The organism is Leptotrichia shahii (assembly GCF_008327825.1).
Lineage (GTDB): Bacteria > Fusobacteriota > Fusobacteriia > Fusobacteriales > Leptotrichiaceae > Leptotrichia > Leptotrichia shahii.
In genome coordinates, this window is record NZ_AP019827.1 from 595,905 (window position 1) to 611,490 (window position 15,586).

General features: G+C 33.9%; 6 protein-coding genes and 1 pseudogene. 4 read left to right on the plus strand and 3 right to left on the minus strand.

Translation table 11 applies throughout. The features are described from left to right. Positions 1-47: 47 nt before the first annotated feature. The gene (locus F1564_RS02755; protein ID WP_018450746.1) at positions 48-1,049 is read left to right on the plus strand and encodes an ABC transporter substrate-binding protein; all 1,002 of its coding nucleotides are present in this window, start codon (positions 48-50) and stop codon (positions 1,047-1,049) included. A gap of 174 nt (positions 1,050-1,223) precedes the next feature. On the opposite strand, the gene F1564_RS02760 is transcribed toward F1564_RS02755, so the two are convergent. Then, a complete protein-coding gene (locus F1564_RS02760) occupies positions 1,224-1,646 on the minus strand; it encodes a hypothetical protein (protein ID WP_018450747.1) in 423 nt (140 codons plus the stop codon). Between the two features lie 33 nt (positions 1,647-1,679). Further along, the gene (gene typA, locus F1564_RS02765) at positions 1,680-3,491 is read right to left on the minus strand and encodes a translational GTPase TypA (RefSeq protein WP_018450748.1); all 1,812 of its coding nucleotides are present in this window, start codon (positions 3,489-3,491) and stop codon (positions 1,680-1,682) included. Positions 3,492-4,013: 522 nt separating this feature from the next. Between typA and F1564_RS02770 the strand changes: the two genes are divergently transcribed. The 3 genes and pseudogenes from F1564_RS02770 to F1564_RS02780 all read left to right on the plus strand — a co-directional run. Continuing rightward, positions 4,014-5,435, plus strand: a complete 1,422-nt coding sequence (locus tag F1564_RS02770; protein ID WP_018450749.1) for a phospholipase D-like domain-containing protein — start codon at positions 4,014-4,016, stop codon at positions 5,433-5,435. Positions 5,436-5,839: 404 nt separating this feature from the next. Continuing rightward, positions 5,840-6,574, plus strand: a complete 735-nt coding sequence (locus F1564_RS02775) for a metallophosphoesterase family protein (RefSeq protein ID WP_018450750.1) — start codon at positions 5,840-5,842, stop codon at positions 6,572-6,574. An 89-nt stretch (positions 6,575-6,663) separates the two neighbouring features. Continuing rightward, positions 6,664-6,819 (plus strand): annotated as a pseudogene (locus F1564_RS02780) (AAA family ATPase); the annotation flags it as partial. Positions 6,820-6,984: 165 nt separating this feature from the next. Here F1564_RS02780 and F1564_RS02785 read toward each other — a convergent pair. Further along, the gene (locus F1564_RS02785; RefSeq protein WP_149201888.1) at positions 6,985-15,426 is read right to left on the minus strand and encodes an autotransporter-associated N-terminal domain-containing protein; all 8,442 of its coding nucleotides are present in this window, start codon (positions 15,424-15,426) and stop codon (positions 6,985-6,987) included. Positions 15,427-15,586 lie beyond the last annotated feature (160 nt).

Below are 15,586 nucleotides of genomic sequence, written 5' to 3' on the forward strand. Positions count from 1 at the left end.
AAAATAATATTACAAATTGAAAATTATTTATTTTAGGAGGAAAAAAGATGAAAAAAATTATGAGAGGTGTACTATTATTTGGTATGTTAGGAGGAATGCTTTTGTCTTGCGGGAATAAAAAGAGTAATGATTCTCAAGAGCAAAAAAAGGATTCCAAAGTAAGTGAAAAGGTTTATAAAATTGGGCTGTCGCAAATTGTAGATCATCCAGCATTGAATGCGGCAAAGCAAGGGTTTAAGGATGCGTTGGAAAAAGCTGGTGTGAAAGCTGATTATGATGATAAAATTGCAAATAATGATATGAGTAATCAGACTTTGATTATGCAGCAGTTTGCGGCGGATAAAAAGGATCTAGTTTTTGCGATTACTACTCCAACGGCACAGGCGGCTAAAAATCAGGTTAGACGAGAAATACCAGTTGTATTTGGATCAGTTACAGATCCTAAAAGTGCAGGGCTTGAAGGGATTTCAAATGTTACAGGGACAAGTGGTGCGGCACCAGTTAATGAAAATTTGAAATTAATGAGAGAATTATTACCAGGAGCTAAGAAAATAGGGATAATTTATAATTCATCTGAACAAAATTCAGTTTCTGAAGTAAATAATTTGAAAAAGTTGGCGGGGCAATATGGATTTACAGTAGTTGAAAAGGCTGTTACAAATGGTACAGAAATGGTTGCGGCTGCAAATCTTATTGCAAAAGATATTGATATTTATTATGCTATTCAAGACAATACGGTAGCTTCATATTTTGCAGCAATACTCGATGTTTTTAATAAATCAAAAATACCAGTTTTAGCTACAAATAACGTATTCTCAAATGCAGGAGGGCTAATTTCCCAAGGAACTACCGACTACAATATCGGTTACCGATCTGGAGAAATCGCTGCAGAAATTTTACTAAAAGGTAAGAAGCCAAGTGAAATTCCAATAGAAACAGTTAAAAATCTTCAAATAGAAATTAATAAGCAAAATATGCAATTATTGGGGATAAAAATACCAGACAGCATTTTAAGACAGGCTAAAATGGTGGAAACTAAAAAAAATTAACAGATTTGTTCGATAACCATATAAATTTGGAAATATAATGAAATAAATATTACTTGTAAAAAGATAAAAAATATTAAATTTCTGAATAAGTCTAATAAATTTTATAAATTTAACATAAATAAAAAACTGGAAATATTGTATTTAATACTAATAACTCCAGTTTTTTTATATCTATTATTTTTTAAAATTTTCAAGCCATTCAATAAGCTCCAAAAAATCTTCCACTTTTCTTATTTGCTGTAAATATCTTAAATCTATTATTTTTTCTGATTTTCTATGATAAAAAAATTCTATATCCCATAATTCCGTCCTTATAAAACCTTCTTTGGGAGTATATTTATAAAAATCGTATTTTTCAATATTTGACCTAAAATATTTTAATTTTGCAAAACAAAGCTGATATTTTCTAAAAATTACTTCTAAAATATTATTTTTTAAAATAAACTTATGTGAAAAATATAGTCGTTCAGGTGTATTATTCCTTCTAGTTATCCATTGCCTTCTAGAATTTATTTCCAAACTATACTTTTCAACAAATTTTATTTTTTCATCTGATAACTCGGCTTTTAATTTTTCTTGCAGTTTTATATTATCCATAAAAATCACATCGCTACTAATTTATATTAATATTTAATTTTTAGAGTTTTCATGTTTTTTTCTTTCATTAGCATTCAAATATTTTTTTCTAAGTCTAATAAAGTTAGGCGTAATTTCCACTAATTCATCATTTTCAATATATTCAAGTGCCAATTCCAGTGTAAATTCCTTTGGAGGTGCTAATTTTACAGCATCATCACTTCCAGCTGCCCTCATATTTGTAAGTTTTTTACCTTTACATACATTTACAACTAAGTCGTTTTCCCTTGAATGTTCTCCAACTATCATTCCCTCGTAAACTTCTACTCCTGGTCCTATAAATAAGATTCCACGTGGCTGCAAGTTATTTAATGAATAGCCTAGACTTGTTCCAGGCTCCATTGCGATTAAAACTCCTCTTCTTCGTCCTGTAACTTCCCCCTTGAAAGGTCCGTATTCAAAAAATGAATGGTTTATAATTCCTGTACCTCTTGTTTCTGTCAAGAATTCGTTTCTAAATCCGATTAATCCACGTGATGGCACTTTAAATTCAAGTCTTGTATAGCCGTCGCTCCCTTGATTCATGTTTACCATTTCACCTTTTCTAAGTCCTAATTTTTCAATTACAACCCCTACAAATTCATCGGCAACATCAATAATTGCAAGTTCGATTGGTTCCATTTTATGTCCGTTTTCTTCCTTGAAAATAACTTCTGGTTTTGAAACTGCCACTTCATAGCCTTCTCTTCTCATATTTTCAAGCAAAATAGATAATTGAAGTTCCCCTCTCCCTTTTACAATAAAGGCGTCTGGTGAATCTGTCATTTCAAGCCTCATGCTTACGTTATGATTTACTTCTTTTTGCAATCTTTCCAAAATATTTCTTGAAGTTACAAATTTTCCATCTTGTCCTGCAAACGGTGAATCATTTACCATAAAAGTCATCGCAAGTGTTGGCTCATCAATATCAATTAATGGTAATGATTTAGGATTTTCCTTACTTGCTACCGTTTCTCCTATGTCAATTTGTTCAATTCCCGCAATTGTTACGATGTCTCCAGCAAATGCTACTTCCATTTCAACTTTTTTAAGCCCATCATATCCATAAATTCTAGTAACTTTACCATTTACCAAGTCACCATTTCTCTTAATTAACGTAATTTCCTGATTTTTTTCAATTTTTCCGTTATAAATTCTTCCAGTTCCCAATTTTCCTACATATTCATCATATTCAGTATTTGTAACAAGCATTTGCAACGGCTCATTTACGTCCCCTTCAGGATCTTCCACATGCTCCATAATTTTATCATAGAGTGGCTTCATATCTTTATCTTCATCTTCCAGTTCCAGTTTGGCATATCCATTTTTAGCTGATGCATAAACTACCGGAAAATCAAGCTGAATATCATTTGCCCCTAAATCTACAAATAAATCAAAAACAGAATCCACAACTGCATCAGGATCTGAATTTGGCCTGTCAATCTTATTAACTACTACAATTGGACGAAGTCCATGCTCTAACGCCTGTTTCAATACATATTTAGTCTGTGGCATAACACCTTCAAATGCGTCTACCAGAAGTAAAACCGAATCCACCATTTTCAAGATTCTTTGTACTTCCCCACCAAAATCGGCATGTCCTGGTGTATCCACAATATTTATCTTATATCCATCATAATGAAATGAAGCATTTTTAGAAAAAATCGTAATTCCTCTTTCCTTCTCCAAATCATTACTATCCATAATTCTTTCATCTACTTTTTCATGTTCTCCAAACGTCCCCGCCTGTTTCAATAAAGCGTCGACAAGAGTTGTTTTCCCGTGATCTACGTGTGCAATAATTGCAATGTTCTTAATTTTGTTCATTCTTTATTTTAACAAATTTTTTGTTAATTTTTCCTCCTTAAATTTAAAGTTTATAGCCATTTTCAGAAGTATAGAAATTTCCGTGTTATTCAATATCTTTATTGCTTTACTTTTACAATTGCATAACAATATAGTAAAACTGCCTTAAAATTGAACTCAAAAGCTATGACTATCTTACTCAAATCCTAAATTTATATAATTTTTAATAGTTCTATTTTAAATAGGTTCAAGTATATTTTGTGAATTTTATTCAGAAAACTCACCTAAGTATTATAACAAAAAAGACTGGAAAAATCCAGTCTAATTTATGGCATTTTTTTAATCATATAAATTTCCCTAGAGGCTTTTACATAATTATTATAACATATTTTATAAAAATGTTAATTACTGAAATTTTATTTTCCATTTTTATGGAAAAAACTTTGAAAAACTGTTATAATTATAAAAAAGTGGTAATAATTTATAAATCATAAATTATCAAATAGATTTATGATAAAAGAAATTATAAAAGGAGAATTAATTTTGAACAGAAGAATTATTTTTATATTTATATTTTTATTATTAGCAACTTTTTCCTGTACTCCGCTTTCAGAAGGACTTTCAATGAAAAGTCAGGTTTATAATGCGGATAATGTGGATTTTTACTATGATCTGACTTATAAAAAAGATGGAGAAACACATTATGAAAGGCAAATTTGGGATCAGGCTTATAAAATTTTGGATGAGGCACAGGATTTTTTTCTAATGGATATTTTTGTGTTTAATGATTTTGTTGGTAAAGGCGTGGAAGAAAAATTGCATCCATTGCCGCTTGCAGAAGAATTTGCAGAAAAAATACTGGAAAAGAGAAAAAAAGACCCAAATGTGGAAATTTATTTGATACTTGACGAAAGTAATACATTTTATGGGGCTTATGACAACAAGATGCATAAAAAATTGGAGCAGGCTGGAGTAAAAATTGGATATGTTGATTTAATGAAGTTGAGAGATCCGATGCTTGTTTATTCTGCACCATGGCGACTACTTATACAGCCTTTTGGAAATCCCAAAAATCGTGGAAAAATAAAAAATCCAATTTATGAAGGAACCGATAAAGTTACAATTCGTAGCATTTTGAGAGCATTAAATGCAAAAGCGGATCACAGAAAGCTAATTATGAATGAAAATACTGCCATGCTGACATCAGCAAATCCGCATGCAGAAGGATCAAAACATTCAAATGTAGCATTTAAATTTTCAGCACCGATATTAAAGGAAATTTACAATGCTGAAAAGCCAGTTGCAAGAATTACTAAAAAAGATGGAAGTTTAAAAAGAAGGCTTCCAAATAAGGATTTTAGCAAAATTCCGTTTTCTTCAAATGACAAGCTGAAAATACAATATTTTACAAATGATGCAACAGCTAAAGATATTTCAGAAGAGTTAAAAAATACACAATTTGGAGAAAAAGTTATCATTGCTCAATTTTTCCTTGCTGATAGAGGAATAATAAATGACATTAGAAAGGCGGCAAAACGTGGAGTAAAATTTGAGATAATATTAAATAATTCAGATGCCGGATTGCCAAATAAGGCGGCGGCTGGAGAATTAATGAAATATGCAAGAAAACATAACTATGACATAGATGTCAAATTTTATAACAAAGGTGAAGAAATGTACCATGTAAAAATGATGTCAATTCTGAAAAAGAATTATCTAATAACTTACGGAGGCTCTACAAACTTTACAAGAAGAAATATGAGAAACTATAATCTGGAAAATGAACTGAAAATAATGTCAGCTTACGATCAGAAAGTTTCCGAAGATATTTTAGACTATTACGACAGACTATGGACAAACAGGGATGGCGACTTTACACTACCCTACGATACACAAAAAAATGAAAAATTTATGAATGACATGTTATTTAGATTTATGGAAGTAAATGGATTTGGAGCCTTTTAAAATTATTTAGACCTGTTCGATAACTATACAAACTCAAAATTTAATAAAATAAATTTTCTGAAGCAAGGGGTCTTGCCCCCTTGTATAGATAAAAAACTTAGGTTATCGAACATATCTTTTGTAAAATAAAGCCATTCAATAACCATCTCAAAAGTATTCAAACAATTTTTTTAATAAGTTAAATTACTATTAATAAATATTATTTCTTTAATTTTTGTGTAAAATGGGGATACAAGGGCATGCCATCTGATGCCCTTGCGTTAAAAAATATATAAATAAAATAAGAAAAAACAATTATTAATCAAAAAAACTAAATCTAAAATTATAGAAAAAATTATTTAGTTGAATACTTACGAATAAATTATTGAGCAAATTTATATATAATATAAAAAAGGGGGATTTTTATGGAAAGTAAAGTTAAGATTGAAAAAATAAATGAAAATGATTACAGTAGAATCTTTGCAATTTCTGATCTTCATGGTCAATATGACTTATTTTTAAAATTGCTTGAAAAGATTGATCTAAAAAGAGAGGATTTGCTTTTAATTTTGGGAGATATTTGTGATAGAGGCAAAAAATCTTATGAAATTTATATGAAATGTATGAAAATGACAAAACTTGGATATAATTTAAAATTTATTTTGGGAAATCATGAGGATATGTTACTGGAAGATTTAGAAAATGATTATCCATTAAATTATGAGATAGAATATTCGATTTATAAAAATTCTAAATATTTTAAGGAAAAAAATATAGAAAAATGGCATAAAGAAAATTTTTTTACAGAAATAAAATGGCTAGTAAAATGGCTAAAAAATTGTCCGCTTATAATTTATGGAAATGAAAATATTTTTGTTCACGCAGGATTAGATTTGAGTAAAAATCTAGAAAACCAAGAAAGAGAAAATGTTCTTTGGACACGCGAAAAATTTTGGATAAATAAAAAAAATCTCCTTGAAGAATATAAAAATAAATATATATATTTTGGACATACACCCAATATGGATGGTAAAATATCTAAAAAAACTGACAAAATCTATAATATTGATTGTGGTGCATTCTTTACACATTCATTGGGATGCATGGAAATAAAAAATAAAAAATTAAAGGGTAAAAAGGAAATTTACGTGCACTGCTAAAATTCTATTTTGATTAACGGTTTATTTTAAAAGGAGATAAAATGAAAAAAATTCCTGTTGGTATTGATTATTAAAAAAAATTAATAGGAATGAAGGCGTATTATATCCATAAAACTAGGTTTATTTCTCAAATTTTAGATGATATTGCAGAAGTAAAGTTTTTTACACGTTCAAGAAAATTTAGAAAAACTTTAAATATGTTAACATTGAAATATTTTTTTGATATCATAAATTGCAATATTAATTGCGACATTTTACCAAATTTTTTTTAAAAGATAATTGAAAAAATAACAAGAGCAGTTCAATTGGCTGCTCTTTTTTGTTTCCTAAAAAAAGAAGAGCCACCATCTCTGGCAGCCCTCCCCTCATTTCTTTTGAAATATTCCTCGCATTCCTGAAAAATGAATTTCTTAATACAATACTTTCAATCCCAGTCCTGCTTTGAAGTTGTGTCCCTTCGTGTCGTATCCTGTGTTTATATTGAAGCCGAATCTTCCATTGTCTAGTCCAAGTTTCAAGTCTGACTTGAAGTTTCCTCTCTTGTCTTCCTTGTCCCCTCTTATTCCAAAGTAGTCTGTCCATGCTCCTACGATTCTTGCTTCATTTTCCACATCATACAGTTTTCCTATTTCATTTTCATATCTGAATCCCAATACCGCTGTCAAGATTGAGTTGTCAAATACTGGCTGGCTGTATCTGAAATCTATTCCTGCGCTTGGTTTTACTGATATGTAGTCATCGCTCTTAACATTTAATGCCATGTCTCCATTTTCGTGGATTGATGAGAATCTTCCATATTCCGCTCTTATTCCTAAGTTCGGCACTATGCTGAATCCATCATTTACTACGAACGCTTTCTCAAGCCCTGCATTAAGTCCTGCACCGTATGAGTAGTAGCTTGATTTCGCTCTGAATTGCTGGTCTATTACCCAGAATCTACGTTTCATGTCATTTCTTCCAATGAATCCGTCCCCTCCAATACTAAGGACAAATGTTCCGTTGCTGTCAAGCGGGATTGACTTAAATGCTCCGAACTTAGCCATCGCTTGGTTTTCATACGATTTAGACAGATCCTTGAATGTGTAGTAGTTGTTTACAACTCCTGCATACCATCCTGAAGACTGTCCCAGTCTTACAGTCTCGTCTTCGTGAACGAATGCAAATCCACCTGCGTTGCTGTACCAGTCAGGCATTCCTGCAGTGTCAGTCTTGTATTCGTTTCTTTGTCCAAATGCCTTAAATTTATTGGAGTCCTTAGAACCGTTGCTTTCACTTCTAAGTCCATTAATTTCTCCGCCAAGAATATCAGATGTTGCCTTAATTCTTTGCTGAACTCCTCCATAAATGTGTCCTCTCATTTGGTCAAAGGCTTGAGCCAGTATGTGCCCTTCTCCGTTACCTAGGCTGTTCAGCTTGTTGAAGATAACTTTTTCAGCACTTTCTGGTTTTGCGATCTCGTAGATGTTATCCAGGTTGTTTGTGAAGTTTACTAGAGATTTATCGTCATCATAAGCAAATGAATGATAAGGCACCTTACTCATGTAAATTTCTGATAATTGGTTGTTAGAGTCTAGTTTTGCCAATACTTGCCAAGTCAAGCTTGCAGAAAGAACATTTACTTTTGCTCCTCCAGGCAATCTTGACAATGAATCATTAAACGGTTTTAGGATGTTGCTCTTAGTTACATTTCCGTTTTCATCAACTTTATCCCCTATTCTGATTGCCTTAGAGTTCGTATACAATGTTGCTTCCGGTCCAAAGTACAGGTCAACTTTTCCTAATTTAGGCAAGTTTTGGATTCCGTCAATCGGGTTAGTATATCTGACTCCTGATGTATCAACATACATTCCGATTGATGTTACTTCTGATAGAGGTTCCTTGTATGCATGTTCCCATACTGGGTTGCCCCATTCATTCTTAGCTGAAAGGTCAATTATTCTTGTTCCTCCAGTTTGTATGCTGCTGCTTACTGTTATGTTTTTAGCCCAGTCTCCAGGGTTTGCCGCATCACTTTCAACATTGAAGATCGGTGTGTCGATTCCGTCAACGCTTACCTTAGTTATAGGCACGATGTCTGGAGCTGTTATAGTTGTTCCGACACCTGTTGTCTTAGGATTTCCGCTTGTTCCTTCCTCAATTGAGCTTTCTGTTCCTCCGTAAAGGTCTGTTCCGCCTTTTCCGTTAGTCTGTCCTGCTGTTACTGCAGATGTTGAAGTGTATCTTGGGTCTGTTGACTCAAGCACTTCTGTCGGATTTCCGTTTGCGTCTACTATGAATCTTGAACCGTCTGTTACAATTCCGTAAGATCCTGATCCTGTTACATTAATCTTACCATAGTTCTTAATGTATCCTCCGTTAATTGCAACTACCCCTTTCAGGCTTTGGGCATTACCTTCAATTTCTCCATAGTTTTCCCCGATCGCTCCACGGTCTAGGTACATACCAATTGCGCTTTCGCCTTCAAGATGAATATTACCATAGTTTATTGCCTTAGACCCGGCACCAGTTGCGAACATACCGATACCTTCTTTTTCCTTGACGTTGATTGTTCCCCTGTTTATGATGTATCCTTCTTCTGTCGTCTTGTCAAAGTTTCCGTCTGTCTTGTAGTGGTTTCTACCTGCTGCCATCGCTGCCGAGTATTCCATGTTTACAGTGTCAGACATACCTGTTGTAATTGTTCCGTAGTTTGTTGACGGAGCGCTTGTATTTGCCGAAAAGATACCTACGTTTCCATACCCTCTTGCTGTGTTGTTGTTGTCAACGTCATATTTAGATCTCAGGTCAATTGTTCCAAAGTTGTCCATTGAACCTTTAGTATAGTAAGCTGTGTTGTAATCCCCGTTCATTGTTACGTTTGCCCATGACTTACCTCTTGATGCTGTGTCTGCTGAATAGTAGTACACTGCATTTCCCTGCTCCTTAGTTTCTTCTGGAACTTTAGGGTTTGATGGGGCTGTTGATTTAACTTGCCCTCCTGCAGTTCTGTTGGAAGCCAGTACAACTGTCGGAGCATCTGTCGCTGTTTTTGAACTAACCTTTCCGCTTGCGTCAAGAGTGTAAGTACCATCACCAATTGTTACGTTTGTTGCAGGTCCTCCATTCTTTTCAGCCATAACGATACCGTAAGAGAATCTGTCAACATCCATGTCAGCACTTACATTAATGTTTCTTGCAACGCTTCCTTTATCAATATATACCCCAATTGCAGAGTCAAGTTCTCTTGGCTTGTCTAAATTAGATAACAAGTCGTTTGCATTTGAGTATTGTCCATTTTGTCTATCAATAGGGTAAGCCCCTGGCGCTGTTGAAACTCCTGATGTTGTTTGAACATGTCCCATTACAGTATCATTTCCTACTAAAATCTTAGTTTGCTGGATATTTACATTTCCGTCTCCAGAGTAAATACCGTAGTTGTTTCTGTTAATTGTAATCTTAGACTTGCTTCCATCTTCCTTAGAGTCAGTGTTTACATTATATCCGTAAATAGCCCAGCTTCCGATATTCTTGTTATTTGTAGAATCTCCAATTGTAATATCTCCACGGTTTGTGATAGTTGTATCAAGTTTGTTAGTAGAGTTTGCAAAGATTCCTACATTAACTTTCTTCATATCTTCAGAAGTTAGCGTACTAGCCTGTGCATCTAGCGAGTCGTTAAGCTTAATCTTACCAAAGTTTACGAATGTTCCCTTGTTGACTACTGCACCGTAAGCTCTTACGTTAGTCTTAGATGATGAATCTTCTTCAATATTACCTCTGTTAGTTACAGTATCTGCACCATCGTTAGTGTTTACCAAGATACCAGCGATTCCTTTGTAAGTTCCACCATTAACAGCAGCCACTTTAGATTTGGCTTGTTCGTAAGCCAAGTCTACTGGACTTGTAGCATTGTTAGTAAATTTGATATCTAAGTCATTTGTAGCTTTTGTAACTTGAACATTTTTTCCACCGAATGCCATTGCAAATCCATTTTTATCATTAGCACCGTGGTAGTTATATTGGAAAGTCTTTTGATGATTTGCACCGTCTGCAATATGAGAATCATCCATTGCCCATAATCCTACTCCGTTATCTTCAGTTTGTACTGTGAATTTCTTAGAATCTAATGTAATATCAGCACTTTCGGCATAAATACCTATACCATTTTTACCTGTCGATATATCATTTCCACCCATAGCTAATGTTGTACCTGTATAAGCACCTGCACCTGTTTTTGTTGCAGAACCTACTGTTGCATCACTTGCAAATGATGCTAAAGCGCCATTATCGTCACCTTTTAATTTAATAGTTCCACCAGCATTTGTGTAACCATCTGCATAATTTTCATTTTCATTTACTAATGCAATACCAATACCTTTAGCATCTAAACTAGCAACATCTTTATTTCTTACATCAATACCTGTTGTACCTGCTGTGCTGTTTGTATATTCAATAACAACTTTTGAAGCATCTGCATTATTGTTATTTCTAGCATAAATACCAGTTGCTTGATCTCCTTCAACATAAATTACACCATCTTCATGTTTAATACTAACTGAATTATCAGTTCCATTATAGCTAACAGGAGTATCAGAAATTCCTACGATACCATAGTTTTTACCACTTGGAGCAATATCCGCAGATCTTGATGTTACTGAACTATTAGCTGCATATCCAGCGGCTTTATATTTACCGTTTACAACTATTTCGCTGCCTTTTTCAAGTGACAATACACTTCCATCAGTACCCATAATACCATTTCCGTGATCTACAAATAAACCAGTTTTATTCGATGCATCTTTTCCTATTTTAATAGTTCCATAATTTACCAATAAACCTGTTACAGGATTAGCATTGCTTCCACCATAAATGTCAACTGCACCTTTTTCAACATAGAATCCAGAATCCTCTTTCTTTGTTTTTTCCCATACTGGAGTACTTTGGTTAGTATTATTCCATCTATATAATGGGTTAGCCATTGCAAGACCTACATTATCGACTTGATAATTAGGCTTGTCAGTTCTTCCTTTATCTCTATGAGTTGCATCTCCTGAGATTGATGCTCCTGTTACAGTTATTTTATTAGATTCCATAGCAATGTCATTAAATGGATCATTGAAACCTTTTGTTCCTGTTACACTTGTTTTATATTGTGTTTCACCAGTTGTATTAACATCTTCAATAACCACATCTTGACCATCTATCTTTAATTGGCTATTTATCAATTTTGTATAAAGTTGATATTGATTATCAGCATGACCATGTGCATAAGCTCCTGTTGCAGTATTATTAATTGCTGCCATTTCTCCAGCATACTTTGCTACTCCTTTTAAGAAGTCTGAACTAGTTCCAGCTTGTCCGCTACCCCATTTAATTTCATCTTTTGCCTGATTAACAAGTCCAATTACAACATCATTAGATTTAATTTCTGTAGTTACTTTGCTCATTCCACGATATTTAGCAGCTTTCCATCTGTCTCCTTCAGTACCAGAACCAGGATTATTTACATCTTTATGGTAATCAGAAATTGCATATCCACCGTTTATATTGTTTTCATATTTATTTCCATAAGCGTTTCCATTTAATAAAATACCATCATACATATTAATTGTTGTATCTTTATTAAATGTAATTGCTGCTTCATCACCTGAAATAGAACCTATATTATTTCCATTTGATACTCTTAATACATAGAATGGAGATTTATCTTTGTGGTCATTTTGTGTACCAACATAAGCCGCAGCTCCTCTTCCTCCTCTTGTGTCAGTTCCATCGTTTACAGTTAATCCAACATTATTTTGGTGAGTAATGATACCATTAAATTTAATTTGCCCATAGTCAGTTGCAAAAAGTGCTCCATTTTCTCCACTTACTACATGTGCTGCACCTGCTGTTGCTGTTGAACCATCAAAAGGTGTATCAGTTCCATTAGCAAATTCTACTATTGATCCAAGACCTTTAGCATAAGCACCCATACCATATATTAAAGATCCGTTAACATTTGCTGGATCTTCTTTTGTAGAAGTTTGAGCAGTAGCACCTTGAATAAGGACTCTTCCTCCATTAACGGCAAGGGCTCCTATATTATTATAAGTTGTTTTTCTATCATCAGCAGTCCATCCTGAACTAGCATTTAATACAAGATTATCAGCAGCTATTATATTCCCATTAATCTTAATTGTTGAAGGTCCAATATAAAGTGTAGATGTATGTGGAGCTTGACCATCAGCATAAGCGATTATTGAATTATATGCTCCTGCTCTTGTATTTCTTGCAGTACCAACAGGTATATCTTTTGAATGACCATTATTAGTTGTATTATATCCTTGTAAAACATATCCACCATTTTTAGCCCAATATGCAACTCCATTTCTAGAAACCATATCTATTGGAGCATCAAACACAACAGTTGAAGGATTTACAGCATCTGTAGTTGTGTGCGAGTTTGGATACAATGAAGGATCAAATTCCCCATCAGCATATCCCATAACAGTATTTTCAGATGTAACTCCTAAATTAACGCCATAACCTCTTGTCAATCCAGAAGTATCTACGTCATAACCATCAGTAATTGTACCACTATTAGCAGTATTTGTTACATTAACTCTTGTACCATTGTTTGCATAAACTAATGTAGAATTTACTGCATATTTTCCAAAACCTACGTTAAGATCTGTAACATTAACCGCTGGTGCTGTTACAGGATTATTTCCCATAAAGAATGACTTACGAACTCCTGATCCTTGCCCAGATGAAGCAAGAATGGCAATATTATTATAAACTAGATGTTTATCAGTAGAATTTCCACCACTCATAGCACCTTGTATTTTAATATCTCCAGCAAATACACCTGTTGCACCTGCACTTTGACCAGAATTTTGAAGAGCTACAATTATATTATTATTTCCTCCCATTTGAACGTCACCTAATGTAAGGCTTCCTCCATCCACATAAGCTAAGTTATCAAATGCAATATTATCATCGCCTTTAACATATATTCTACCTTTACCAGTTATTGAACCATTATATTCTAATAATTTATCATCTCCTACAGCACTAGTACCACTCTTATTAGTAATAGTTAAAGAAGCTAGAGTACCATTATTAACTTTATATACAGAATTATTGTTTCCAGAAAATACCACATCTACAGGACCAGTAATTGATGAAGTACCTCCAGCGTTATTTTGAATATTAAATGCTATGTTATTACCATTATTATTTCCCCATCCTCTAACAATACTATTTCCAGAGAATGTCATAGTGTTAGTAGAAGCACTTCCATTACTTAATACATATCCTGCATTTCCAGTTGAATTACCATTATACAGTTCCACATCAACACTAGAAATAGTATAAGTACCATTATTCAAATGTGCAAATGATCCTCCTGGATTATCTTCACCAATATATCCAGTAAGACTTGTTAAGTTTGCTCCACTTCCAGTACTATTATATATCAAAGTATCTCTGTATCCTGATTGATAATCTCCATTACCAGCCATATAAAAACTACTCCAATAATTATTATAATAAGAATTAGTATTATACCAATTAGTACCAACAGTTTCTTCTATTGTTTTTTGTAATGCCCAATTTCTAGCATCTGTCGCATTCCCATAAGCAGGACCATTCGTTCCCCCAGCCGAAGTTCCATAATATGTTGCTGCTGGTGGTGTACCTACTGTAGTTACTGTCAAAGTATTGTAAGTTTTTGATGTTCCAACAATGCTTTCTGTTTTAGCATTTAAATAATAACTATACAAATTATTACGTAAATTAGTTACATTAGTATCGTAATTCCATCCATAAGAACCATTCCAATGTCCCCAACTAGTTATACTTCTATCATAAATGTCATCATATCCTGTAGAAGAATTATTGTATCCTGGCGTATAGTAGGGATCTCCATTGTTTGGTGTACCCAAACTATAAGCAATATGTGCTTTAAATTCTGTTTCTGGGTTCCACCAATTATTATATGAAGTACTATTAGCATAAACAGTATCACTCATACGACCTTTAATAGTATAATTGACTCCATTATGTAAAGTTCCATTAGCGATTGTTGTGCTAGTAGTTCCTGGACCTTGATTATTAACTGTAGTATGATTCCATCCATCATAAGTTCTAAAATTTCCAGCTATATCAAAAGTATTTCGAGCTCCCCACGAAGTATTTCCTGCTCCTTTTGAATTTACATTTGTAATTGATGCAACTCTTGGAGTATAACCTTGTGTTGGAACACTGGTATCAATTGTTCTAGCATACATAGGATCTGGATTTAAATTAGGAGCTTTTGGAACATTGATATTATCCAATCTTTCAGGCACATAAGGCTTATAAGGCTCATGTATATTAGCCGGATTGATTGTCAATGAATTTGGCTCCTGATTTCTCGGAATATTCAAGTTAGTTGCTCCATACAAGTGCTTATCCTTGTCAAACACGTACTTGGTCAAGTCGTTGTCTCTCTTGTAGTATTCAAGAAACTTTCCTCCTCTACCTCTGTAAGTAGTCCCCCAGTCATTGTTTGTATATCCTGTTCCAAACTGGAATGATGCCCATGGGCTCTTTATTACCTGATCTCCCTGCTTCAGCAGCTGAGCCAGTTCGCTTTCTGCCCCTCTTAGTGATCTCTCGTTTTCCTGTCTTGCACGCATGAAGGACTGTCTCAGATCCGTTATGGCATCGTATGTCTGTGCCGTAACTTCCTGCTGTTCGCTTGCCACGTCAGCATGAAGTTTTGGGGCAATTGTTAAAAGACCTGTTATCAGGAAAGAGATAAGCAGGCTGTCAGAATAATGTACGTCTTTACATCTTTTTACAAACGATCGCAAGTCCTTTGCAATCTGTCGCAGATTATTACTCATGTTTCCTCCTCAAAATTATGTGGACAGCGAAGGCCGCCCGGTTAATGTCTGGCTTGACAAAGCCAGTATCAGAATAGTCTCAAGACCTTTCAAACGGATTAAGGTAAAGCTGACAAGCCCAGTAAAAATGGAAGCGGGAGCGGAAAGAGACCTTAAGGGG

Bases quoted from the DNA above. Each gene is read 5' to 3' on its own strand.
- F1564_RS02755 (WP_018450746.1), top strand. From the start codon at position 48: ATGAAAAAAATTATGAGAGGTGTACTATTATTTGGTATGTTAGGAGGA.
- F1564_RS02760 (WP_018450747.1), bottom strand. From the start codon at position 1,646: ATGGATAATATAAAACTGCAAGAAAAATTAAAAGCCGAGTTATCAGAT.
- typA (WP_018450748.1), bottom strand. From the start codon at position 3,491: ATGAACAAAATTAAGAACATTGCAATTATTGCACACGTAGATCACGGG.
- F1564_RS02775 (WP_018450750.1), top strand. From the start codon at position 5,840: ATGGAAAGTAAAGTTAAGATTGAAAAAATAAATGAAAATGATTACAGT.
- F1564_RS02785 (WP_149201888.1), bottom strand. From the start codon at position 15,426: ATGAGTAATAATCTGCGACAGATTGCAAAGGACTTGCGATCGTTTGTA.